Origin of the sequence: Streptomyces viridifaciens (genome assembly GCF_001888885.2) — a bacterium.
In the GTDB taxonomy this organism is placed as follows: Bacteria; Actinomycetota; Actinomycetes; order Streptomycetales; family Streptomycetaceae; genus Kitasatospora; species Kitasatospora aureofaciens.
In genome coordinates this window covers 1,436,334-1,458,682 of the sequence record NZ_CP090840.1, presented here as the reverse complement: position 1 = coordinate 1,458,682, position 22,349 = coordinate 1,436,334, and the positions used below count along the sequence as shown (strand labels likewise).

Below are 22,349 nucleotides of genomic sequence, written 5' to 3'. Positions count from 1 at the left end.
GTCGTCGTGCCGATCACTCGGTGCCCTCGGGGCCCGGGAGATTCACCACCGAGGGGACCCGGGCGAGCCGCTCACCCGCGTCTCGCCGCCCGGACTCTGCTGACCGTCGGCCCGCGTCCGTGCTCGACGCGGCGGTCGGGCGTCGGCGCAAGCTCGGCTCACCACCCCTGACGAGCCCCGGTCGATGTTCCCTCCGTCGGCCGGGGCTCCCCGCTTCGGCGCCCGTCGCGTCCCCGGGCGGATAGCCGACGCTTCAGGCGCCTTGCGCACGCCGACATCCGTCACCTCGGAGACCGTACAACCTATGGGGCAAGTCATGATTGATCACAATATTCCGGTGATCGATTCGATCAGTCCGGCGTCGGGGGCGACGGGGTCGGTGGTGACGCTGACCGGCTCCGGGTTCTCGGAAGCAACGGCGGTGCGGTTCAGTGCCGTTGCCGCCCCGTCGTTCACGGTGGTCTCGGACACGCAGATCACCGCCACGGCGCCGGCAGGCTCAGGCACCGTGCAGGTGACGGTGACCACCCCCGGAGGCACCAGCAACAACCTCGCCTACACCCACACCGCCCCACCGGCAATCTAGGGTCGCCACCTCTTCCGAAACCGGCGCGGACATCGGAATCCCACCCCGTCCGAGTGTCCGACGAACAGTGAGCTCCGGCAGCTTCTGCTGCCGGAGCTCACTGTTTCCCCGCCGCATCCCCCCTACGGACGGCGGCGGTTCGGCCCCCGTCCTACAGGTAGGTGTAGGAGGCGCCGTTGCTGGTGCCGGCCGGCGTGATCACCGTGACGGGGACGGTGCCGGTTCCGGGCGGGGAGACGGCCAGGATGGCGCCGTCGCCCAGCACGGTGAAGTTCGTGGCGGGGGTGGTACCGAACAGGACCGCCGTCGCGCCGGACAGGCCGTGCCCCACGATGAGGACGGGCAGGCCACCCACGGCCAGGCCGATCGGAGGCACGAGCGCGAGGATGGTCGGCGGGGCCGGCAGCTGGTAGGTGTAGCTGAGGGTGTTGCTGGTGCCGGCCGGCGTGACCACCTTGACCGGCACGGTGCCGGTCCCGGGCGGGGCGACCGCCGTGATGGCGCCGTCGAACTGGACGGTGAAGCTGAGCGCGGGGGTGGTGCCGAACAGGACCGCGGTGGCCCCGGTCAATCCGGTGCCGACCAGGAGGACGGGGTTGCCTCCGGTCGTCGGACCCTGCGAGGGGACGAGTGCGAGGAGAATCGGGGACACAGGATTCCTCTTTTCCGATTTCCGAACGCCAGACAAGGCCATTGTCGCCAAGTCTACGAGGCGTTTTCCTCACGGTAGGTTCGACCGCCATCGCGTGACAATAGGGAATTCGCCAAAGACGGAAGCAAAGGTCTTTATCAGGGGCGCACAACCTCTTCGACACCTCGCCGGAGGGAACCGGTCGCGCAAAAGACTTGCCGCTGGGCATTTTAGGTGAGCACGAGCGAGTGCCTTCCGAACGGCCGTCGAGGAGTTCTCGAGGATCAGACTGATAATCACGGTGAAAGCGCTCGGAAACCGGGAGAGAAACGTGCCAAAACGGTTCAGCCGACCCTCTGACCTGCAACTATACCCATGACATGGGGCAACATTGAGAGCATGGCGAAGTCGTCGTATTTATTCGGGTAAGCGGTACCCGGCCGGACCTTGTTCAGGTGACGCCACGGCTTCGATGGCACCTCTGCGATCTAGGAACTGCGATGCGAGTGGCCCCTGGTGCACTTCATGCGCTCGCCTCAGTACGTCATCGGGCTCGCGGCTCAGTGCGACCGGTTGAGCAGGCCGATCGGCGGACGAGAGGCATGTAAGAACACTCAGGTCTTACCTGAGCACCTTGCAGCTGATCCGGCCGTGCCACGCTCCGATGATCGAGCGGGTTTCGGTATCCGAGGCGGCGGGGATGCAACATCAGCAATGCGCGAGCTGCTTCCCTCACTACTTCTGTGGGGAAGCGGCTCGTTCGCTACCGGCCGGGGTCGGTCAGAGGACGCCCTGCCGGGCTCCACCCTCGAACGCTGCCGACTCGGTCGAAGGGGCTTCAGCCTATTGGTTGGAGACGGCGGTGATTGTCCCGGTGCCGCCCGCCCGTTGGTTTGCGTCGACGGCTTCCTGATAGGTGACGTACCGGCGAATGGTGCCGTCGGGCAGGTTCAGTTGGTAGACGATGGTGGTGTGTGGGGATCCTCCGCCGCAGTTGCAAGGCATGGATGCCATCCTTTCGGCTTCGATTCATGGGGCAGGGCGTTCATGGGGCCGTCGCCGGTCAGTCCAGCCAGCGTGAAGCGACTCCCGCCAGGTACGAGAGCGTCAGGGCAGCCGTGGGTACCTGGAACCATGGCGAGCCCTCCAACCAGGTGGCGTACAGGGCGGTGGCGGTGGCGGCCCAGATGCTGGTGCACCATCCGCAGCTGACCAGATAGGCCGCTCGGGAGTCGTCGCCGAAGCGAGCTGCGATCCACGACCTGAACCCCGCTGCCAGCGTGTCCTTAGTAATGAAACGGGTGATGCGACAAGTGGTGCCGAGGGCGAGAAGGAACGCGGTAACGCTCATGGCAAACCATCCACTCACCGATTGACCTATGACGGGGTGGTACAGCGGCACTCGGATCCGGTTCTGCCCGGGATCGGTGATGGGGCTGCGGTGTGTACCGGTCCAGGGTGCTTGTGTGCGCCGGTCGCTCACGTGGTACGGCTCGGACGTGGAGACGGTTGAGCGACCAATAGGCTGGCAGCTGGGTTGTCCCCCGTCCTTCCACGACGGGGGACAACCTTTGACCGGTGGACCTCCAGCGGGACACCGTCAGCTCGGACGCACCGGCCTAGACCTGTGCACCGACGTTCCGGCGGGACCCGTCACGCTGCCCCGGGCGATCTGACCGTAGTCGGTCACACCGGCGGCAAGCAGGGCGTCAGGGAGTTGGTCGCCTGGAGCATGGTGGCGCCGACCGTGGCGTGTGCCGTGTAGCTGCCTGCGAGGATCTGGAGCGGGTTGAGTCCCGCCTGGAGGGTGGCCGTGCCGGTGGCGTCGGTGACGGCGGTGCCCACGAGCTGGTTTGCGACGAAGAAGCTGACCGTGACTCCCGCCTGCGCCGGGGAGAGCGTGGCCGTCAGCGTCGCCTTGAACACGTCGGGCAGGGGCAGCGGCAGGTTGACCCGCCAGCAGGCGGGCGCTGCCGTCAAGGTCGTTCCACTACCCACCGTCCCGGTCACGGTGACCGTGATGGGGGCGGAGACGACGCCGGAGCACGCGCACGCGGTGCCGGCCGCGGTGACGGTCGCGGTCACGGTGGCCGGGCCGGCGGTGCTGAAGGTCAGCGATCCGGTGGCGATGCCGAGGGCGTTGGTGGTGGCGGTCGCGGTGGCCGTACCGCTGGTGAAGGTGACCGACGCACCGGAGACCGGCACGCCGTTGCACAGCACCACAGCGGTCACCGGGAGCGGCACGCCCACGACCGCCGGCCCGGTCGGCAGCAGCAGCACCTGGCAGGTCGGCTGCGGAGCCACGGTGACCGTGATGGGGACGGAGACCACGCCGGAGCACGCGCACGCGGTGCCGGCCGCGGTGACGGTCGCGGTCACGGTGGCCGGGCCGGCGGTGCTGAAGGTCAGCGATCCGATGGCGATGCCTAGGGCGTTGGTGGTGGCGGTCGCGGTGGCCGTACCGCTGGTGAAGGTGACCGACGCACCGGAGACCGGCACGCCGTTGCACAGCACCACAGCGGTCACGCTGGTCGGCTGGCCCACCACCACCGGCCCGACCAGCGGCTGGATCACCACCGAGCAGCTGGACACCTCAGGCAAGGTGACGGTGATCGGCGCGAGCGTGCAGGCCGGACAGGTCCCAGCCGCCGGGGTGAAGCTCACGGTCACCACCTGGCCCGGCGTCAGCGCCACCCCCAGGTTGGTCGTCCCCACCACGCCGTTGGTCACAGTGGCGGTGACCGTGCCGCCGCCGGGCAGGGTGTACGTCAGCGTTCCGTTGATGGAGGTGAGACCGGCACCGCAGGTGATGATGGTGCTGGCCGTGGTGGTCCCGCTGACCGGGGTGGTCAGCGTTGTGGATATGGTTCCGGCCGGTGCGGGCGTGACGGTCACAGTCCCGGTTTCCGCACCCGTAACGGTGCCGGTGCCACCGGTACCGCTGAAGTAGGTCGCGGACACGACCTGGGTTCCGGACCCAACCGCCGTGAAGCTGACCGTGGCTGAACCGCCGAGGACGGCCACGGTCTGGGTGGCGCCGTCATACGTGATGACGGTGGAGGCGGTCCCCGCGGGAGCGCCGGTGATGGTGACGGTGAACGTCGTACACGCTGGAACCGTCAGGGGGAAGACGACTACTGCCATGGAACGACAACCCCTTCAAGGAGCTTCGGCGTGGGGCTGCCGCTCATGGCTGCGTCATATGGCGCAGCATCCGTCTGCCAAGGTGCCCATGTAGCGCGACAACGACTCGTCAAGCGATCGTTGCCTTAGCTCCCCAACAGAGGGATGGGCACCCCACATTCGGTATCGCCATTAGACCCATAGCCGTGGTCCCGGACCAGACCCCCCGGTCCAAAGTCACTCATATGGCGGGATTTGATAGTTAAATAACATGACTTCCGTATGGGGCGCGCCATCGCGCCGGGTTGCCAGGCGCAAGGTGCGCCGGCGTCAGCGCACCGGCCTCACGCACGCCGTCGAACGCGAGTTGGGCCCATACGAGGCCGCAGCGTAGCCACCGGGTCATTCAACCCGCCAGCGTGACGCTCAGGCGCGGGTGTGTCCGGCCAACCGCTTCGCCGGGACCTGGGCGTCGTCGTGGATCGCGGCCCACGCTTCCCCTCCGAACCGGCCGTGCGGTGGGCCTCGTCGATGATCACGAGGTCCCACTGGGCCAGTCCCCAGCCCTGGTGGGCGTGGACGATGCGCTCCAGCGAGGCGTAGGTGGCGTACACCGGCACCGGCTCCCTGGGCTTGGCAGAGGCGACCAGGTCCGCGATCCGCAGGGCCTGCGTGCTCACCTGGCCTGGACCCGGCCGCCGGCCTCCGCGCTCTCCAGCGCCTCCTCGCGGGATCACGCCGCCACCGCCAGGCCCGGCGCCCGACCCGCAGTGACCACGCCTCGGCGGTCTGCTCCAGCGGCTCGATCGTCGGCACCAGGACTGCTCCTCGAGCGCCTGCCGACCCTGCTCGGCGCGACCGACATCCCCGAGCAACTTGTCCTGCCACCCGGGCCGCTGCGCGAACTCCAGCGCCGCAACCCGGGCCTTCGCCTGTGCGCCACCGGCCTCGTCCTGGACTCCCTGATCCCCGCGATCATGGAACAGAAGGTCACCGTCCTCGAAGCCCGGCGCGCCATGCGCTACCTCGTCCGCCGCCACGGCACCCCCTCACCCGGCCCGCGCCCCGACCTGTACGTCATGCCCTCCGCCCGCCAGTGGGCCGCCATCCCAAGCTGGGAATGGCACAAGGCCGGCGTCGACCCGAAACGCGCGGCCACGATCCTGCGCGCCGTCCGCCTCGCACCCCGGCTCGAAGAAGCCTCGACCATGGCCGGCGCGCAGGCCTTCGAGCGCCTCATGACCGTGCCCGGCATCGGCATCTGGACCGCCGCCGAGACCCTCCAGCGCTCCAACGGCGACCCCGACGCCGTCTCCGTCGGCGACTACCACCTCGCCAACCACATCGGCCACTTCTTCACCGGACGCGCCCGCAGCACCGACGAGCAGATGCTCGAACTCCTCGCCCCCTACGCGGGCCAGCGCCACCGCGTCTGCACACTCGCCTTCCTCGCCGGCGCCAGCGCCCCACGATTCGGCCCCCGCCTCTCCCCCAACGACCACCGCAAAAGATGATCACCCCGCCGAACAGGGCGGAGCCGCGAACGCCTGGCGCACGAGCGACACCGTCTCGGCCGGGCTCAGCCGGCGCCCGTCGTAGCCGACGGTCGCGCAGTACGAGATCACCAGGTGCATGATCGCGTGCCGACGCAGCTCAACCGGGGCGGCGCGCCACACCTCGGCGGCACCTTCCTCGCCGCGCTCCCACAGGGCGAGCTTCAGCGACAGGACGAGCGCAACATCGGGCTGAGCGCTCCGCGCGGTCAGGCGCAGCCGTCGGCTGCCTCGTGCGGGGGCAGCCCGTAAGCGGGCCGGACGGTCAGGTCGGAGAGCAGTCGGCGCGCGGCTTCCCACATGGCCTCGGTGCCGCGTTGCTCCAGCTGGGCGGTCAGCCATCGGGCCGCCTCGGCGTGGGCTGTTGCCACGGTGTCCTCGAGGGCCGCTGACAGGAGATCCTGGAGCTGGAGGTCGCTGCTGCTCATCCTGGGACCGTACTGCGCCGGTCGTCGCGCTGAGGCGGCGGCATCCGCCGTGCTTCGCCCTGCGGATTCACCTTGAACGGAGGACGTCCGCCGGACTCGAGGGCGCACCGGCCATACAGTTCGAAGGTGGCCAGCAAGCCGCCGACCGACTTCGAGGCGATCACCGACGCGCTCTACGTCCTTGCTCCGACCGCCTTCACCGCCGCCCGAAACGAACGCGCCGACGAGGTGAAGAAGTCAGACCCGCAGCTCGCCAAGGCGATCCGTGCCCTGCACCGCCCCACAGTGGCCGCGTGGGCCGCGAACCTCCTTGCCCACCGGCACCACGACCTGGTCAGGCAGCTCATGGACCTCGGTCAGGCCTTGCGGGAAGCTCAGGAGCACCTCGCCGGCGAGCAAATGCGTGGCCTCGCCGACCAGCGCCGCCTGCACCGCTCGGCGGCGAGGGCCAGGCGCAGTTCCTCCACGGGGACGGCGCTCGTTTGAGGGGCCACAACGGCTGGCGCGGCGCCCGCAGATTCCGCGCGCGTCGTATTGAGCAGGAGCGGCCACAGTAGAGCGGGCGGCGGCCCGGCCCGGAGGCGCGCAGCGCGGTGCCACACTCGCGACACCGCGGCCCTTCCTGCTCTGCTTCATTTCCTCGCGCGTCGATTCCTGCGTCACGGTCCGGAGCCTTGTTTCCTCGCGCGTCGATTCGGGGCGCATCGCCGGACGCCTTCGCGATCGTGTTCGTGGTTGACCCTGGTGGCCAGCACATACCCGACGCCGCGTCGCACTCGCAGCGGCGTGCCGTCCGACCGGGCGGAGACCGGGCCTTCGGGCCGGCCGTCGGGGTGATGGCGATCTGAACGGCGAACCCGTCAATCGGCCGCCGGGGTGATCTCGTACATCCCGGGGCCGTCCAGGTAGCGCACCGTGTTGAGGTCGCGCTGCAGGACGGCATCCACCGGGTGGCTGAGCGTCAGGGTAGCCGGGTATTCGCGATCGTAGGTTGTCGCGGTGATCGCGTCGCCGGGCCTCACCTGCACGGTGAGGGAGTGGAAGCTCGCCAGCTGCTCGAGCCGGTCCAGCGCGCGGTAGCCCCGCAGCCGTCCCGAAGCCGGAGCGACCAGTGCCGCCCAGGCGAACGCCTGCCGCCGCCGGTAGGGCCGGCCCGCCCGGGCGCGGAACCGCTCGGGCCGGACGTAGGCGTCGACGGTCCACTCCAGCTGGCCCTCGCCCAGGACCTCGGCCGTGTAGTAGGGCAGCCCCGAAACGCGGGCGCCCACCTCGACCAGCCGCGGGCCGTCCGGGGTCAGCTTGATCTCCAGGTGCGCCGCGCCGTACCGGATGCCGAGGGCGTCCAGCACCCGGCGGCCGTAGTCGAAGAGCTCGCCGACCGGCTGTTCGTCGGAGCGCAGCAGCACCTGCGCGGTCACCAGGTCCCGCACCCCGTTGGCCTCGATCCGCTCGGTGCGCCAGGCGTCGGTCAGCTGGTGCACACCCGCGCAACTGACCGTGTTCACGATGTACTCGGCGCCCACCAGGTACTCCTGGGCGACGACCTCGGTGATCGGCTCGCCCAGCACCGTACGGCGGCTGCGCAGCCTGCGCAGCGCGGCGACCGAGTCCTGCGGCAGATCGCAGAACGACACGCCGGCACCCCAGTAGCCGCGCAGGGGCTTGACGACCACGGTCCCGCCCACTTTCTCGTGCCAGGCCAGCAGTTCGGCTTCGTCACCGGTTCGCAGCTGCCGCATGCCGGGGACGCCCTGAGCCTTGATCGTTTCGATCTGCACGTACTTGTCGCGCCGCGCGCTGCTCAGGGCCGTGCCGTTGGAGGCCAACTCCAGCCGCTCGGAGAGGGCGTCGGCGAGCTCCACCCCGGTCTCGCGACCGGCCAGGACCGCGACCGGCCCCAGCGCGGCGAGCTGTGCCGCCAGGACGTCCAACTCGCCGTCGTGGAGCAGCACATGAGCGAAGGACCGGTCGTCCACCGGATCGACTCCGACCGGAGGGTCGGGCGTGCTCCGGACCTGGATCACCTCGCCGCCCACCGCGCCGAACGCGCCGGTGAACCCGAAGGACGTGCCGAACGCGTCAACGACCGCGACACGGAATGCTGACATCGGTTGCCTGCCTACTGGTCGGCCGGAGCGGAGCCGGGGCGGGTGAGATCGGCGCGGAGCGCGAGGAGCCGGTACACCGCATTGGTGAGCACATGCCGGACGCTGAACCCCGACGTGCCGGGGTCCCGGCCGTCCAGGATGTCGTGTTCGCCGCCCTGCTCGCGGATGTCGCGACGGGTCAGCCCGGTCCGCTCCCGGAACGCCTCGGGGAGCGCGTGCCGGGTGACGCCCAGGTGCGCCATCCGGAAGTCCACGAACTTGTCGATCACCCTGACCAACCGGTCGCGGCCCGCGCGGTCGAGCACCAGCCGTCCGTCCCGCAGCCGCTGGGACACGTTCGCACCCCGGATGGAGTCGCCGCGCCACCGCGCGATGACGGGCCGGGACCACGAGGGGAAGTAGGACATCGACTGGTCCAGGAAGATGCCGTACCCCTCCGACGGCGGCAGCAGGGCCAGTTCGAGGAGGTGGACACTGGGCATGAACGCACCGCTCGCGCCGCGCGGGCCGCCGGGATGGCCCATGTGGTAGGGGCGGAACCGGTTGAACGCCTCCTGCGACAGCTTGCGGTACCTGGCCATGTACCGCGTGAACTCCGCAAGGTGCTCGACGACGTCGTCCAGGACCGCGGCCGGTCGGGCGGCGGCCGCCGGCAGGACCAGCGAGCGCAGGCCGTAGGCGGCCGATTTGGCCCACGGTTCGGAGAGGTGGTGGCCGAGGTAGAAGTCCCGTTCGAGAGCGGCGTCCCGGCCTGCGGAGAACACCCGGATGTCCCCGCTGCGCCGGTATTCCTCGCAGTTGACGTCGATCAGGAATTCATAGCTCAGATGGGGATCCAGGGCGGGGAACCTGCCGCACTGGGCGGATATCAGCTCGGCCAGGCCGCGGGGCGCGGCCTGCGGCCCCGCGGGCGCGTAACCGCTGAGCAGGAAGAGCAGATCGAGCTGGAGGAGGCGCGCGGTCCGCTCGTCGTCCTCGATGAGGAGCTGCTGAGTGACATTTCGGAGCATCTGCTCCTGTGAATCCGCGAGTTGATGATACGTCGTGCGTTTTGCGGAGAGGTCGTCGAGGGCGGCGGGAAGGCTGCGCAGGACGTAGTCGCGCAGCGGTGAGCCCGAGCGGCCGGGGGCGGGAGAGGTGCGCTGTCGGGGGTGTGTGGCGCTGTCGAAGAGCTGGTTGCTGTTCACGTCTGCTCCTTGCCGGCCGCCGCGACGGGTCGTGACCGCCACTGGGATTGGTGTTGCTCGGAGGCCCGGCTGCCTGCCGGGGCCCGTACCGGCGGCGCCGAGACCGCGCGGGCACCGGTGGCTCACTGCTCCGCCGGGAAGTCGGCGGCGGCGCTCGCCCCGGCCCACTTCCGGGTCTCCTCCGCGCGCGCTGCACCAGCGGCCAGGGCGGCGGTCACGGCCTGGGCGCCGAGCAGCAGCCGGCGTGGCGGGTCGTCGTGGCCGATGACGTCGATGATCACTCGGGCGGCGCGGGCCGGGTCGCCGGGCTGCGTGCCGTTGTTCTCCTGTCGGTACCGGTTCATGGCGCCGACAGTCTCCTCGTAGTCGGGCCCCACCACCGGGTGCAGCTCCATGGACGAGCCCTGCCAGTCCGTCCGGAAGGCTCCGGGCTCGACGATGACCACCTTCACCCCGAACGGTGCGACCTCGCCGGCCAGCACCTCGGAGAAGCCCTCGACGGCGAACTTTGCGCTCTGGTAGGCACCCATGCCCGGGGTGCCGCCGACCCGGCCTCCCAGGGACGAGAACTGCACGAACACACCCGACCGCTGCTCGCGCAGCACCGGCAACGCGGCCCGGGTCACGTTGACCACGCCGAAGAAGTTCGTCTCGAACTGCTCGCGGAAGTCCTGGTCCGTCATCTCCTCGATCGGGCCGCTGTTGGCGTATCCGGCGTTGTTCACCACCACGTCCAGCCGCCCGAACGCCGCCACCGCGCCGTCCATCGCGGCACGGGCCGCAGCCGCGTCGGTCACGTCCAAGGCCGTGGTGCGGACCCGCGCCCCGTAGCGGGAGATCAGGTCCGCCAGTTGCTCCGGCTGCCGAGCCGTCGCCAGGACCTGGTCCCCGCTCTCCAGAACCGCTTCGGTCAGGCACCGCCCGAAGCCCCGGGACGCGCCGGTGATCAACCACGTGCGAGTCATGTCAATCCCCTTGTGCTCTGTCGTGAGACCCATCGGTCATCACTGTCATGTGCGGTGCATCCTTCTCACATCAGTCATATGACCCTGAGTCGGCCATCAGCCGACGACGGGCCTGCCCCGGACCGGACTGGATACCCGGACCGGTAGGGCGGTCACGGATGGTTCCCACGTCCACTGAGTGCCGATCGAGGAGGGAGGCGCCCAGCTTCCCGGCAGCATCGCCACGCTTACGCCGCAGTCCTTCGACGTGGCCTCCCCACCGGCACAACTCTCCGGCTTCGGAGTTGACCGCCGTCAACTCCGCCTTCATCCGAGGTGCGGTGAACCTTCCGATATGAGGGGTGGTGGGCCCGCCGAAGGCACGGAGCCTCGGGCGCGGGCCGGTTCACACATCGGCGGCTCACACCTCGGGGCCGCGGTCTCCTTCAGCGTGCCGTCGCCCAGCCGGAGCCAGCGGTTCACCCCGATCTCGGTGAGGAAGCGCTCGTCGTGACTGACCACCAGGAAGGCCCGCTGGCAGGAGTCTTGTGGGGGATCCCGCAACGGTCGTCTGACGGCCGAAGTCCTCGGGGAAGGGATGGGGTGCGACAAGGGGATGTGAGGACCGTGCGGCGCGCAAGGCGGCGCCGAGCGGGTGGCCTTGCCCGGGACCGTCGGGTGGCGGTCCCGGGTGGAGGCTGCTGGTGGCCGACAGGATTGTTGAGCCATATGACTGCTGCTCTGATCAGCACCGGCACTGCACAGTTGAACCGGCGCCCCACGCCCGAGTCAGGCTGCGAGCGGCGTGGCTTGTCGGCCCGGCGATGCAGCAGGGCCCCGATCTGAGGTCCCGTGCGGGCGTAAGGAGAACCACGCCGGCCGATCCCGCTCGCGGAGGTTCCCTTGGCGTCCCCCCGGCTTCTCACAAGGAACGCGGCGCGGTACGGGCGGAGCGGGTCGCAGTCTGAACCGGGGTGCCGACGAACAACCGACGAGGCGATCGACAGGAGAGTGTTTACATGAGCATGTCAGATATCCGTTTTGAGAGCGCGGGCATCGAGATCGCCGCGCACCTGTACATCCCCGACACCCCGGCGCCGGGGCCGCACCCGGCCCTGGTGGTCGGCCACCCGGGGACGGGGGTGAAGGAGCAGACGTCCGGCACGTACGCGCGGCGGATGGCCGATCACGGGTTCGTCACCCTGGCGTTCGACGCGGCCCACCAGGGGGAGTCGGGGGGACTGCCGCGCGGGCTGGAGGACCCGGCTCAGCGCGTGGAGGACTTCAAGGCCGCCGTGTCGTACCTGGTCACCCGTGAGGACGTCGACGCGGAGCGGATCGGCCTGCTCGGCATCTGCGCGTCCGGCGGATACTCGCTGGCCGCCACCGGCGGTGATCACCGGGTCCGGGCCGTGGCGACCGTGTGCACCGCCGACCCCTCCCGCCAGTTCCGGCTCGGTGCCGACGGCGGCCAGGACCCGGCTGTCTTCCAGGCGCTGCTGGGCGCGGCCGCCTCGGCCCGCACTGCCGGCGCCCGTGGCCAGGATCCCGGCGTAATGACGATGTTCCCGCAGACCGCCGCGCAGGCGGGCGCACTCGGCGGCGAGCACGGCGTTGAGGGATTCGAGTACTACTGCACCTCGCGCGGCGAGCACGAGCGGTCCGCGAAGTTCCTGGCTTGGGAGAGCATCGACCGGCTGGCCTCCTACGACGCGTTTTTCGCCGTCCCGCTGATCGGCCCCCGCCCGATGCTGCAGATCGTCGGCGAGCGCGCCGTCACCTCCTGGATGGCCGTCGAGGCCCACCAACGCGCCACCGGGCCGAAGGAGTTGCACTGGATCGAAGGCGCGAGCCACGTCGACCTCTACGACAAGAAGGAGTACATCGACCCGGCCGTCGACAAACTGGCCGACTTCTTCACCACCCACCTCGGCGCCACGAGCTGACCGATGGCGGTGGGGCCCACACCTCGCGGCCGCCGCGCTCGCAGGTCAGGTGACTGAGTCCGCGCACTCTCCCCTGCCACGGAGCCCGGCCGCGAGGCGGCCGATGCGCCGTCAAATGACGAATTCCGACGGGCTGTGCGGACCCAATTACTGAGCATGGCAGGGCCTCGACAATTGCCGTCACCAGTGCCGTTCCGTCTGAGGACACCCTGACACCGCCGTACGGCGCAGGTCACGGTGAGCCGACCCGCCGCGCCACGCGATCAGGTGCCGTGAATCTGACGGCGGAACACCTCACATCCGGTTTCGGCCCCAGGGAGTCCCGGATGGCAATGCACGAGAACACGAACCGGCCCACCCCCGGTCGACGCCGTTTCCTCGGTCTCGCGGCGGCTGGTGTTGTGGCCGGGCAGGTCGGTCCGGCCGCCCAGGCCAGGCGGCCACCAGCCGAGGGGCGGCCCCGGCAGACGCCGGGGCGCGCCGGTGATCAACCACGTGCGAGTCATGCCAAGCCCCTTCGCTGTGTTCCGAGACCCATCGGTCATCACCGTCACGTGCGATCCGTCCAGCGCGCATCAGTCATCCGGCGCTGAGTCAGCGATGACGGCCCGGGGTACGGAATCCGTGCGGCTCAGCCGGCCTGCTGTTCGTAGGATGGGTGAAGCTCCTCCGGGAGGAACTCGTCCCGGAGGTGACATGCCACAACACGCGAAACACCAGTTGCTCGGGCGGAAGCGGGAGTTGGAGGCGCTGGACCGCCTGCTGCGCGAGGTGCGCGAAGGGCACAGTCGGGTGGTGGTTCTGCGCGGTGAGGCCGGCGTGGGCAAGTCGGCGCTGCTCGACCATCTGGCCGGGCAGGCGGCGCAGATGCAGGTCGTACGCGCGGTCGGTGTCGAAGCCGAGTCGGAGTTCGCGTATTCGGCCTTGCAACGGCTGTGCGCTCCGCTGTTGTCGCAGCTGGATCGACTCCCGTCGGTGCAGCAGGACGCGCTGCGTGTCGCGTTCGGTCTGAGCGCGGGGAACCCGCCCGAGATGCTGCTGGTCGGGATGGCGATCCTCGGTCTCTTCGCCGAGGCGGCGGCCCGGACCCCGCTGGTATGCCTGGTCGACGACGTCCAATGGCTGGACCTGATGTCCCGGCGGATCCTGGCGTTCGTCGGGCGTCGGCTGGACGCCGAGTCGGTGGCGTTGGTGTTCGCCGAGCGGATCACCGACGGGAAGAAGGAGGATGAGGGCTTTTCCGACCTGCCGGAACTCCCCCTGCGCGGGCTGGCCGACATCGACGCCCGGGTGCTGCTCGACAGCGTGCTGCCGGGGCCGGTCGACGCTCGTGTGCGGGACCGGATCGTCGCCGAGACCGGTGGGAATCCGCTCGCCCTGCTGGAGTTGCCCCGGGGTCTGTCACCGGTGGAATTGGCGTTCGGCTTCGGAGGGCCCGGCGCCGGTCCGGTGGCGACCCGGGTCGAGGACGGATTCCGTCGGCGCGTCGATGCGTTGCCGGCCGACGCCCGGGCCCTGTTGCTGGTCGCGGCGGTTGAACCGGTCGGTGACGGGCCGCTGTTGTGGGATGCTCTGCGTCTGTTGGGCATCGGGCTGGAGGCCGCGGCAGTGGCTGAGGCCGCAGGCCTGATCACCCTGGGAGCCTCGGTGCGGTTCCGGCACCCGCTGGTGCGTTCGGCCGTCTGGCGTGGCGCGGATGCCGCCACGCTGCGCGCGGCGCACCGCGTCCTGGCCGAGGCCATTGACGCCCGGCGTGACGCCGACCGGCGGGCCTGGCACCAGGCTCACGCCGCGGTCGGGCCGGACGAGGAGGTCGCCGCCGCGCTGGAGCGCTCCGCCGACCGGGCCCTGGCGCGCGGCGGCCGGGCGGCCGCCGCCTCCTTCCTGGAACGTGCCGCCGCGCTCACCCCCGACCCGAAGGAGCGGGCGCGGCGCGCGCTGGCGGCCGCGGACACCCACCTCGCCGCGGGCGTGCCGGCTCGGGTGCCCGACCTGCTAGCCGCCGCCGAGCTGGGGCCGCTGGACCGGCTGCAGCAGGCCAACGCCAGCCGGCTGCGGGCCAAGGTGTCGTCCATGACCGACTCGGGGCCGGGCGCGGTGCAGCCGCTGCTCGACGCGGCGGGCCGGCTCAGGGACCTCGACCCGGCCGTCGCACGGAAGACCTACCTCGACGCGTTCGGCGCGGCCATTCGGGCCGGCCGGCACGACGAAGGCGGACTGCGGCGAGTCGCCGACGCCGCTCGCGACCTGATACCCGGCGACGAGCCGGCGGGAGTCTTCCTTCGTGCCCTGGTCGTGTGGACCACGGACGGGCCGGTCGCCGCCTTCCCGCTGCTGGCGCGGGCGCTGCGCTCCCTCACCGACGAGGAGGACCCGTCCGTCCTGTGGGCGGCCGCGAACGCCGCCGCGGAGCTGGGCGATCTCCAGGCCTGGCTGGACGTCACCGATCGGGCGGCCCGCTTCGCCCGGACGACGGGAACGCTGTCGATCCTCTCGATGGTGCTGCCCTACCGGGCGGCCGCGCTGGGTTTTGCGGGGCGTTTCTCCGAAGCCGGGGACCTGCTGGCCGAGGCCGCGGCCGTTGAGAAGGCCACCGGCGTGGTTCCGCGCATGACGGCCCTGATCGGCGCGTATCGGGGACGGGAGCGACCGGCCCTGGAACTGATCGAGGCGATGGAACGCGACGGTGAGCAGCCCGCCCTGGGACGGCTCACCGGCATGGCGGCGTGTGTGCGGGCCGTGCTCCACAACGGCCTGGGCAACTATCCGCTCGCCATGGAAGCGGCACTGCGAAGCACGGAGTACCAGGACCTCAACGTGCATTTCTGGGCGAGCAGTGAGCTGGTCGAGGCCGCGACCCGGGCCGGCCACCCGGCGGTGGCGGCCCGAGCGCGCGAGCGGCTGGCCGACTGGGCCCTGGCCGGCACGCCCTGGGCCCTGGGTGCGCAGGCGATCGCCGACGCTCTGACCGGAGCATCCGAGCAGGCCGAAGACCGCTACCGCGAGGCCGTCGACCACTTCGGCCGGGGCGGGCTCGGCGTGTTCGAGGTCCGGGCCCGGCTGCTGTTCGGGGAGTGGCTGCGCCGCCAGAACCGGCGCGCGCAGGCCCGTACCGAGCTGCGGGCGGCGTACGAGGCGGCCGCGGAAACGGGTATGGAGGCGTTCGCGGAGCGGGCTCGGCGAGAGCTGCTCGCCACCGGTGAGACTGTCCGCCAGCGGACCGTCGGCGCGCCGGTCCTGACCCCGCAGGAGGCGCAGATCGCCCGCCTCGCGGCCGCCGGACACGCTAACGCGGAGATCGGCGCGCAGTTGTTCCTCAGCCCTCGCACGGTCGAGTGGCACCTGCGCAAGGTCTTCGCCAAGCTGGGGATCTCCTCCCGTCGCGAGATCGACGGTGCTTTGTTCGAGCGGTGATCGCCGTTGTCCGGCGGATCGGTGGGACGACTACGGCAGCACGGTGCGCAACTCCTGCCGTGAGCTGATGCGAAGTTTGGTGAACACCTTGCGCAGGTGCCACTCGACGGGAGGGGCGCTGAGCAAGAGCTCGGCTCCGATCTCCGCGTTCGACCGGCCGTCCCGTGCGCGCCTGGCGATCCGGCTCTCCCGTTCCGTCAGCTCGACCGTCCGGTGCATGGCAGCCGGCGACATCGCTACCGCGAATTCGGCGAGTTCAAGGCGCGTACGTTCGGCGAACGCTTCGGCGTCGATCTCCACGAACATGCCGTGCGCCGCGCTCAGCTGCGCCCTCGTCGCCGACGACGGTGAAGTGGTGCTCGGCGGTGTCGGATCGCCTGAAAGTCCGTCAGTTTCGCAAGTGGTGGGTCATGTTTCCCACGAGATCGACGTGCACGTGTCGTTCGGTGAAGTGCCACCGTTGTCCGCGGTATTCGAACCGGTCCTGGTACCGGCCTGCGGCGATCGGTTGCAGAGGCAGGTCTGGCAGCGCCTGCAGCACGGTGAAGTACGACCGTGCGGTCGCGTGCGTGGAATCAGCCGCGATGTCGATGACGGTGCTGGTCGTGACGTGCTTGGTCCGCGGCGTTCCGTCATCGTAGGTGATGAGTGTGTCCTGGAACATCGCCTCGACGGCCTCTCGGCCGCGGACCGGTGCCCCGCTGCCCACGAACAGGGCATCCGCCAGCAGCGCGCCGACCGCGCCGAAGTCTCCGCTGTCGACGTGCACGGCGTAGGCGGCGATCAGGTTCTCGATGGCGCGGTGACTTGATGAGATATCCATGATGGATCGGCGACCTGTCCTTTCCTGTTGTTCGAAGTCAGCCGTCAGCAGGTGCAGAGGATGCGCCGGGAGGACGGGGGGTCGCCCTCCCGGCGTTGAGAGGGCGCTGTGCATCAACTGGAGTCTGATGGGCCGGTCAGTGGGTGGCGCGGGCCGCCTTCTTGATGACGTCGGCCACCAGGTCGGGGTGGGACATCGCGACGGAGTGTGATGCGGCGACCTCGGTGGTGTGGGCGTGGGCGCGTTCGGCCATGAACCGCTGTGCGGCGGCCGGGATGTTGAGGTCTCCGGTGGTGACGATGTCCCAGCTGGGGACGGTCTGCCAGGCGGCGGCGGTGGCCCTCTCCTCCAGTGCGGCCTGGGCGATGGGCCGCTGCGTCACGGCTGCCAGCGCGGCCCGGTCGGTCGGGACGTCGGCGGCGAACTGGGCCCGGAACTTGTCCTGCTGGATGTACAGGTCGGTGCCGGTGCTGCCGTCGGCGAACGAGTAAGGCACCGGGTCCAGCGTGCCGGACAGGGTCGAACCGGGGAACTGGTTGGTCAGCTGCAGCGCGGACTCGCCCGGTGCGGGCAGGAACGCGGCGACGTAGACGAGGGCCTTGACCCGCGGCTCACCGACGGCGGCCTCACTGATGACCGAGCCGCCGTAGGAGTGGCCGACCAGGACGACGGGGCCCTTGATGTGGTCGACGAGGCTGCGCAGCGCGGCGGCGTCGGAGGCCGGGCCGCGCAGCGGGTTGGCGGCGGCCACCACCGGGTAGCCGTCGCGGTGCAGCTTGGCGATGACGCCGTCCCAGCTGGAGCCGTCGGCGAACGCGCCGTGCTCCAGGACGATGGTCGGCCTCGCGGCCCGGTCGCTGGCCGAGTCCTGGGTCGCGGCGTTCGCGGTGCCGACGGCGGCGAACGCGCCGACGACGGCGGCGGCACCGGCGATGAATCGGCGCAGGCGGCCGTTCTCAATGGTGAACATGGAAACGCTCCAAGGGTTTTGAACAGTGCGATGGATCCAGCGGTGCTCACTGTTGCCCTCGGCCCGTTCCCGGCGCATCGGTCATGTGACTTCACGCTTCCGGCCCTTCCGGACCTCCGAACCGCCTTGCCGACTGGGCGTCAGGTGACTGATGCACCGCCATCGGCGCGGCGGCCACAGTAATGGCGCCATCCCCGATTCCGAGGAGAGATCATGAAAAGACGGTTCCTGACCATCGTCGCGGCGAGTGTCCCCCTGGTCGCCGCCGCGGCCGTCTCCACACCGGTGAGCGCGTCGGCGGACCTCGCCGCCACCGGCCCCTTGCCCTTCACCTGCGCCCCGTCCGCGCTGCCGGCCCCGGCGGGCACCGCGGTGGAGTCCGTTACCGCGGCCGATGTGCCGGCCGGCACCTTCCAGGTGCCCGGGGCCCCGCCGCTCGGCGGCTTCCCGGTGCCCGACGTCCCGGCGCACTGCGAGGTGACGGTCACGCTGACCCACCCCGGCTCGAACGACCACGCCAAGGTGAACGTCTGGCTGCCGCAGGCGGGCTGGAACGGCCGCTTCCAGGCAGTCGGCGGCGTCGCCTACGCCGCCGGGGACAACGGCGCCGGGCTCGCCGCGGCCGTCAAGCAGGGCTACGCCGCCGCCACGACCGACGCCGGCGTCGGCGGAGCCCTGGACACCAGCTGGGCGGTGGACGCCTCCGGACACGTCAACACCGCACTCCTGGACAACTTCGCCTCCCGCTCCGCGCACGAGATGGCGCTGGTCGGCAAGCAGGTCGTGGCCGACGTCTACGGCAAGGCGGCGTCCTACTCCTACTGGAACGGCTGCTCCACCGGCGGCCGCCAGGGCTACATGGAGGCCCAGCGGTACCCGAAGGACTTCAACGGCATCAACGCCGCGGCGCCGGGCATCAACTGGAACCAGTTCGAGGTCGCCACCCTGTGGCCGCAGGTCGTGATGAACGAGGCGCACACCTACCCGACCGGGTGCGAGTTCGACGCTTTCAACCAGGCTGCCCTCAAGGCCTGCGACAAGCGCGACGGCGTCGCCGACGGCCTGATCGGCGATCCGCAACGGTGCGACTTCGACCCGCGCCGCCTGGTCGGCACGCGGATCGAGTGCGACGGCAAGCAGGTCGCCATCACCGAGGCGGACGCCGACGTGGTCCGCAGGATCTGGGACGGCCCGCGCGATGTGAACGGCAAGCGGCTCTGGTACGGCCTGCCGATCGGCGCCGACTTCCGCTACCTGGCGGACAGCAAGACCGACGCGAACGGCGTCGCCACGGGCTCGCCGTTCTTCGTTCCGGCCACGTGGGTCGCCACTTTCGTGGAGAAGAAGCCCGCGTTCAACACCGCGAACCTCACCTACGCGCAGTTCGACGAGATCTTCCGCAAGGCCCGCGCCGAGTACGACCCGGTCATCGGCACGCGCGACGCCGACCTCTCCGCGTTCCGCGACGCCGGAGGCAAGCTGATCACCTGGCACGGCGACGCCGACCAGCTGATCCCCACCGCGGGCACGGTCGACTACCGCGAGCGCGTGGAGGAGAAGATGGGCGGCACGAGGAAGGTCGACGACTTCTACCGGCTCTTCCTGGCTCCGGGTGTCTCGCACTGCGGCCTGGACGGCGGCAAGGTCGACGACCTGGCGTCGCTGACCGCCTGGGTCGAGCAGGGCAAGGCACCGGCGGTGCTGCACGCCACCCTGACCACCGCCACCGGCCGGACCGTCGCCCGCGACGTGTGCCGCTATCCGATGGTCTCCCGCTACACCGGCCACGGCGACCCGAGCGTCGCGAGCAGCTTCCGCTGCGTCCAGGCCTCGCGGGACTGACCCCCTCAGGCCCGAACACGGACTGCTGAAGAGAAGAGAGTCGTGAACACATTGACGGTGATGTCGAACTCGGCGTCGGTGAACGCACAGGTCAACGGACGCGCCCCGCTGGTGAGGCTGTACCTCGTACGGGGAGTCCTGGCGGCGGTGTGGGCCGTGGCCTTCGCCCACGCCCATGACACGCTCGGCGCTGCGGCGATCACGCTGCTCGTCGCCTATCCGCTGCTCGACGCGGTGTCGTCCGCGGTCGACTACCTGTCGGTGCCGGACGGACCGGAGCAGCGCGTCCAGGCCGGCTTGCTGGTGTGGAAGGTGCGCCGGGGTGTGGCTCAGTTGCGGGTCTGAGATCGGTGCGCAGCACGTTCGGGTCCGTCCCCGGTTGGGGGCGGACCCGAACACTCCCACATCGATCATCCGGTGCCGGGTCATGCCTGGCCCGCTGCGCTCAGAGACCCAGATCCGCTGCCAGGCAGGAGAACCTGATCGCCAGCGCGTCGGGGTCAAGGGTGTCCGCCGCCGGATACGTCGGCAGCACCGCCTTCTCTTCGACCATGTCCTCGAAGACGACGCGTTCCGGGAGCGCGCCGAATCGGGCCTTGCGGATCGCCGCCGCTTGCTCGTGGGTGTTCGGATCATTCACTTCCGCACCTCCAGGTGGTCGACACGGTCGCGGGTCACAGGTGGTCGGCGTCCACCACGGCCTGGGCGAACGCCGTCGGCGCCTCCTGCGGCGCGTTGTGGCCGATGCCGGGGAGCACGCGGTGCTCGTACCGGCCGGTGAAGAACTTCCGGTACCCGGTACCGTCGGTCGTGGGCAGGAACGGGTCGAGGGCGGGATCCAGGGCGATGGTCGGCACCGTGATGGCCGGCCGGGCCGCGAGCAGCTGCTCGTAACGGTCGTAGCGACGCTCGCCCTCGGCCAGGCCGAGGCGCCAGCGGTAGTTGTGGATCACGATGGCGGCGTAGTCGGGGTTCTCGAACGCCGCGGCGGTGCGCTCGAAGGTGGCGTCGTCGAACTTCCAGGTCGGGGAGACCTCGTCCCACACCAGTCGGCACAGGTCGTGCCGGTACTGCTTGGTCTCCATGGCGACGCGGCCTCGGTCGGTGGCGAAGTAGTACTGGTACCACCAGGTGTGCTCGGCCTTCGGCGGCAGCGGGTTCTGCTGCGAAGGGATGTTGACGATGAGGTAACCGCTCACCGCCACCAGGGCCTTGACCCGCTCGGGCCACAGCGCCGCGACGGTGCCGGCGGCCCGCGAGCCCCAGTCGAATCCGGCCAGCACGGCCTTGTGGATCTTCAGGGCGTCCATCAGGGCGATGACGTCGAGGGCGATCGCGGACTGCTGCCCGGTGCGGACGGTCGTGGGAGACAGGAAGTTCGTGGTGCCGTGGCCCCGCAGGTACGGCACGATCACCCGGTAGCCGGCGTCCGCCAGCAGTGGCGCCACGTCGACGAAGCTGTGGATGTCGTAGGGCCAGCCGTGCAGGCAGATGACCACGGGTCCGTGCTTCGGCCCGGCCTCGGCGTAGCCGATGTCGAGCACGCCGGCCTGGACCCGCTTCAGCTCGGTGAACGTGGTGTGCGTGCCCGGGGCGATAGCCGGGATGACCGGGGCCGGGCGACCGGGCCGGGCGGAACCGGCGGCGAAGGCGGCGGGCGCGGTCGATGCCGCGCCGACCGACACGGCCGTGGCCCCCACGCCGAGACCGACTGCCTTGGTGAAGGTACGCCTGTTGATCATGTCTGATCCTTCCCGGAGACTCGTTGATGCCTCCACTGTTCTTCGGCCACCGGCCAGACACATCAGTCACATGACGTCGAGACGCGCGACGGCGCTCGCGGACGCACGAAGGACCTGCCGGGCCGCCACATTCAGTCATTCGACTGTTTCTGCCGAGCGGCCGCTCGGTGATCCTCGAAGGAGCGCCGCGATGCCGGCGGAGCGTCGTGTGTGCAATCGGAAGGTCCGGCCGTGAAGCAAACCCCCGTCGTCCTCATCCACGGTGCGTGGTTCCACAGATCCTCCTGGGAGGGCTGGGCCGAACGGTTCACCTCGCACGGTTACGCGGTGTGCGTCCCGGGCTGGCCCGGTGAGGCCCCCACCGCCGAGCAGGCCCGCCGTGATCCCGGCCCGCTGCGCGACCTCGGGCTCGCCGCGCTCACGGCCCACTACGAGAAGATCGTGCGTTCCTTCGACAACCCGCCCGTCCTCATCGGGCATTCGGCCGGCGGCCTCATCGCCCAGCACCTCCTCGGAGCCGACCTCGGCCGCGCCGCCGTCGCCCTCGCGCCGCTGCCGGCCCGCGGTGTGCCGCTGGACCACGGCCGGCCCCGGCCGTGGTCGCTGATGCCGGCCGACTCGGCCCGGCACCCGTGCTTCGAGCCGCTGCCGCGCACCCGGTTCCGACACGTCGTCGCCAACGCCGTCGGTGAGGAGGAGGCCGCGAAGCTCTTCGACCGGTACGCCGTCCCGGCCCCGCTCCGGCTGCTCGCGGACCTCGGACTCGATCGCACCGCCGCCGGGCCGGCCGACACCGTCGTGAACACGGCGAATTCGGCGCGCGGACCGCTCCTGCTCGTGTCCGGCCAGGAGGACCGGATGGTCCCGGACGCCGTGACCCGCTCGGTCTACAAGCTCTACGGTGACTCCTCCGTCGTGACCGACCTGAAGCAGTTCGCCGATCGAGGGCATTCCCTGGTGTTCGACAGCGGCTGGCGCTCGGTCGCCGACCACGTCCTCGCCTGGTTGGCCGCCAACGGCATCGAGGCCGTGGCCGCACAGGGCTGAACGCG

Annotated in this window: 22 protein-coding genes and 1 pseudogene; 8 read left to right on the top strand and 15 right to left on the bottom strand. The window is 70.4% G+C overall.

The window, feature by feature from the left end:
- Positions 1–337 precede the first annotated feature (337 nt).
- Positions 338–586 (top strand): IPT/TIG domain-containing protein, encoded by a 249-nt coding sequence (locus BOQ63_RS06200; protein ID WP_072653633.1) that lies wholly within the window; start codon positions 338–340, stop codon positions 584–586.
- Positions 587–737: 151 nt separating this feature from the next.
- Here the strand turns inward: BOQ63_RS06200 and BOQ63_RS06195 are convergent, their stop codons facing one another.
- From BOQ63_RS06195 to BOQ63_RS06180, 4 genes are all read right to left on the bottom strand, one after another.
- The gene (locus BOQ63_RS06195; RefSeq protein WP_063737934.1) at positions 738–1,238 is read right to left on the bottom strand and encodes an IPT/TIG domain-containing protein; all 501 of its coding nucleotides are present in this window, start codon (positions 1,236–1,238) and stop codon (positions 738–740) included.
- Between the two features lie 822 nt (positions 1,239–2,060).
- Positions 2,061–2,222 carry a DUF7196 family protein gene (locus BOQ63_RS06190; RefSeq protein WP_167344953.1) on the bottom strand — a complete coding sequence of 54 codons (162 nt, stop codon included), beginning with the start codon at positions 2,220–2,222 and terminating at the stop codon, positions 2,061–2,063.
- A 58-nt stretch (positions 2,223–2,280) separates the two neighbouring features.
- Entirely contained in the window at positions 2,281–2,568 is a 288-nt protein-coding gene (locus BOQ63_RS06185; protein WP_030555968.1) for a hypothetical protein, read from the bottom strand.
- A gap of 335 nt (positions 2,569–2,903) precedes the next feature.
- Positions 2,904–4,361 (bottom strand): hypothetical protein, encoded by a 1,458-nt coding sequence (locus BOQ63_RS06180; RefSeq protein ID WP_150476320.1) that lies wholly within the window; start codon positions 4,359–4,361, stop codon positions 2,904–2,906.
- Positions 4,362–5,110: 749 nt separating this feature from the next.
- Here BOQ63_RS06180 and BOQ63_RS06175 point away from each other — a divergent pair.
- Positions 5,111–5,854, top strand: coding sequence for a DNA-3-methyladenine glycosylase family protein (locus BOQ63_RS06175; RefSeq protein WP_150476319.1), 744 nt, complete (start codon positions 5,111–5,113; stop codon positions 5,852–5,854).
- Here BOQ63_RS06175 and BOQ63_RS06170 read toward each other — a convergent pair whose 3' ends face one another.
- Both BOQ63_RS06170 and BOQ63_RS06165 read right to left on the bottom strand, forming a co-directional pair.
- Positions 5,855–6,016 carry a hypothetical protein gene (locus tag BOQ63_RS06170; RefSeq protein ID WP_167395632.1) on the bottom strand — a complete coding sequence of 54 codons (162 nt, stop codon included), beginning with the start codon at positions 6,014–6,016 and terminating at the stop codon, positions 5,855–5,857.
- An 86-nt stretch (positions 6,017–6,102) separates the two neighbouring features.
- A complete protein-coding gene (locus BOQ63_RS06165; protein ID WP_030598530.1) occupies positions 6,103–6,321 on the bottom strand; it encodes a hypothetical protein in 219 nt (72 codons plus the stop codon).
- A gap of 126 nt (positions 6,322–6,447) precedes the next feature.
- Here BOQ63_RS06165 and BOQ63_RS06160 point away from each other — a divergent pair, with 126 nt between their 5' ends.
- Positions 6,448–6,807, top strand: a complete 360-nt coding sequence (locus BOQ63_RS06160; RefSeq protein WP_030598543.1) for a hypothetical protein — start codon at positions 6,448–6,450, stop codon at positions 6,805–6,807.
- Between the two features lie 374 nt (positions 6,808–7,181).
- Here BOQ63_RS06160 and BOQ63_RS06155 read toward each other — a convergent pair whose 3' ends face one another.
- The 4 genes and pseudogenes from BOQ63_RS06155 to BOQ63_RS06140 form a co-directional block, all read right to left on the bottom strand.
- Entirely contained in the window at positions 7,182–8,429 is a 1,248-nt protein-coding gene (locus tag BOQ63_RS06155; protein ID WP_072653631.1) for an ATP-grasp domain-containing protein, read from the bottom strand.
- Between the two features lie 11 nt (positions 8,430–8,440).
- On the bottom strand, positions 8,441–9,616 hold the full coding sequence (locus BOQ63_RS06150; RefSeq protein WP_072653630.1) for a hypothetical protein: 1,176 nt from the start codon (positions 9,614–9,616) through the stop codon (positions 8,441–8,443).
- 122 nt (positions 9,617–9,738) lie between these two features.
- The gene (locus BOQ63_RS06145) at positions 9,739–10,581 is read right to left on the bottom strand and encodes an oxidoreductase (protein ID WP_072653629.1); all 843 of its coding nucleotides are present in this window, start codon (positions 10,579–10,581) and stop codon (positions 9,739–9,741) included.
- Positions 10,582–10,887: 306 nt separating this feature from the next.
- Positions 10,888–11,103: pseudogene (locus BOQ63_RS06140) on the bottom strand (hypothetical protein); the annotation flags it as partial.
- Positions 11,104–11,579: 476 nt separating this feature from the next.
- Between BOQ63_RS06140 and BOQ63_RS06135 the strand changes: the two are divergent.
- Together BOQ63_RS06135 and BOQ63_RS06130 are read left to right on the top strand one after the other, a co-directional pair.
- Positions 11,580–12,506, top strand: coding sequence for an alpha/beta hydrolase (locus BOQ63_RS06135; RefSeq protein WP_030555955.1), 927 nt, complete (start codon positions 11,580–11,582; stop codon positions 12,504–12,506).
- A gap of 696 nt (positions 12,507–13,202) precedes the next feature.
- On the top strand, positions 13,203–15,920 hold the full coding sequence (locus tag BOQ63_RS06130) for an AAA family ATPase (RefSeq protein ID WP_150476415.1): 2,718 nt from the start codon (positions 13,203–13,205) through the stop codon (positions 15,918–15,920).
- A gap of 30 nt (positions 15,921–15,950) precedes the next feature.
- Here the strand turns inward: BOQ63_RS06130 and BOQ63_RS06125 are convergent, their stop codons facing one another.
- The 3 genes from BOQ63_RS06125 to BOQ63_RS06115 form a co-directional block, all read right to left on the bottom strand.
- Entirely contained in the window at positions 15,951–16,220 is a 270-nt protein-coding gene (locus tag BOQ63_RS06125) for a helix-turn-helix domain-containing protein (protein ID WP_223886185.1), read from the bottom strand.
- A gap of 88 nt (positions 16,221–16,308) precedes the next feature.
- Positions 16,309–16,857 (bottom strand): nuclear transport factor 2 family protein, encoded by a 549-nt coding sequence (locus BOQ63_RS06120; protein ID WP_223886184.1) that lies wholly within the window; start codon positions 16,855–16,857, stop codon positions 16,309–16,311.
- 22 nt (positions 16,858–16,879) lie between these two features.
- Positions 16,880–17,713: an alpha/beta fold hydrolase gene (locus BOQ63_RS06115; protein ID WP_030555949.1), complete on the bottom strand. Its 834-nt coding sequence runs from the start codon at positions 17,711–17,713 to the stop codon at positions 16,880–16,882.
- A gap of 213 nt (positions 17,714–17,926) precedes the next feature.
- On the opposite strand from BOQ63_RS06115, the gene BOQ63_RS06110 reads away from it, so the two are divergent.
- The gene (locus tag BOQ63_RS06110; protein ID WP_072653625.1) at positions 17,927–19,555 is read left to right on the top strand and encodes a tannase/feruloyl esterase family alpha/beta hydrolase; all 1,629 of its coding nucleotides are present in this window, start codon (positions 17,927–17,929) and stop codon (positions 19,553–19,555) included.
- A gap of 42 nt (positions 19,556–19,597) precedes the next feature.
- Positions 19,598–19,900, top strand: coding sequence for a hypothetical protein (locus BOQ63_RS06105; protein WP_191093632.1), 303 nt, complete (start codon positions 19,598–19,600; stop codon positions 19,898–19,900).
- Positions 19,901–20,000: 100 nt separating this feature from the next.
- Here BOQ63_RS06105 and BOQ63_RS06100 read toward each other — a convergent pair whose 3' ends face one another.
- Together BOQ63_RS06100 and BOQ63_RS06095 are read right to left on the bottom strand one after the other, a co-directional pair.
- Positions 20,001–20,195, bottom strand: a complete 195-nt coding sequence (locus BOQ63_RS06100) for a hypothetical protein (RefSeq protein WP_030555943.1) — start codon at positions 20,193–20,195, stop codon at positions 20,001–20,003.
- Positions 20,196–20,229: 34 nt separating this feature from the next.
- Complete coding sequence (locus BOQ63_RS06095) at positions 20,230–21,297, bottom strand: alpha/beta fold hydrolase (protein ID WP_030555941.1); 1,068 nt, start codon at positions 21,295–21,297, stop codon at positions 20,230–20,232.
- 231 nt (positions 21,298–21,528) lie between these two features.
- Here BOQ63_RS06095 and BOQ63_RS06090 point away from each other — a divergent pair, with 231 nt between their 5' ends.
- Positions 21,529–22,344 carry an alpha/beta hydrolase gene (locus tag BOQ63_RS06090; RefSeq protein WP_072653623.1) on the top strand — a complete coding sequence of 272 codons (816 nt, stop codon included), beginning with the start codon at positions 21,529–21,531 and terminating at the stop codon, positions 22,342–22,344.
- Positions 22,345–22,349: the final 5 nt, after the last annotated feature.

Excerpts from the sequence above, each read along its gene's own strand:
- BOQ63_RS06190 (WP_167344953.1), bottom strand. The coding sequence starts at position 2,222 with ATGCCTTGCAACTGCGGCGGAGGATCCCCACACACCACCATCGTCTAC.
- BOQ63_RS06185 (WP_030555968.1), bottom strand. The coding sequence starts at position 2,568 with ATGAGCGTTACCGCGTTCCTTCTCGCCCTCGGCACCACTTGTCGCATC.
- BOQ63_RS06180 (WP_150476320.1), bottom strand. The coding sequence starts at position 4,361 with ATGGCAGTAGTCGTCTTCCCCCTGACGGTTCCAGCGTGTACGACGTTC.
- BOQ63_RS06165 (WP_030598530.1), bottom strand. The coding sequence starts at position 6,321 with ATGAGCAGCAGCGACCTCCAGCTCCAGGATCTCCTGTCAGCGGCCCTC.
- BOQ63_RS06155 (WP_072653631.1), bottom strand. The coding sequence starts at position 8,429 with ATGTCAGCATTCCGTGTCGCGGTCGTTGACGCGTTCGGCACGTCCTTC.
- BOQ63_RS06145 (WP_072653629.1), bottom strand. The coding sequence starts at position 10,581 with ATGACTCGCACGTGGTTGATCACCGGCGCGTCCCGGGGCTTCGGGCGG.
- BOQ63_RS06135 (WP_030555955.1), top strand. The coding sequence starts at position 11,580 with ATGAGCATGTCAGATATCCGTTTTGAGAGCGCGGGCATCGAGATCGCC.
- BOQ63_RS06130 (WP_150476415.1), top strand. The coding sequence starts at position 13,203 with ATGCCACAACACGCGAAACACCAGTTGCTCGGGCGGAAGCGGGAGTTG.
- BOQ63_RS06120 (WP_223886184.1), bottom strand. The coding sequence starts at position 16,857 with ATGCACAGCGCCCTCTCAACGCCGGGAGGGCGACCCCCCGTCCTCCCG.
- BOQ63_RS06115 (WP_030555949.1), bottom strand. The coding sequence starts at position 17,713 with ATGTTCACCATTGAGAACGGCCGCCTGCGCCGATTCATCGCCGGTGCC.
- BOQ63_RS06110 (WP_072653625.1), top strand. The coding sequence starts at position 17,927 with ATGAAAAGACGGTTCCTGACCATCGTCGCGGCGAGTGTCCCCCTGGTC.
- BOQ63_RS06095 (WP_030555941.1), bottom strand. The coding sequence starts at position 21,297 with ATGATCAACAGGCGTACCTTCACCAAGGCAGTCGGTCTCGGCGTGGGG.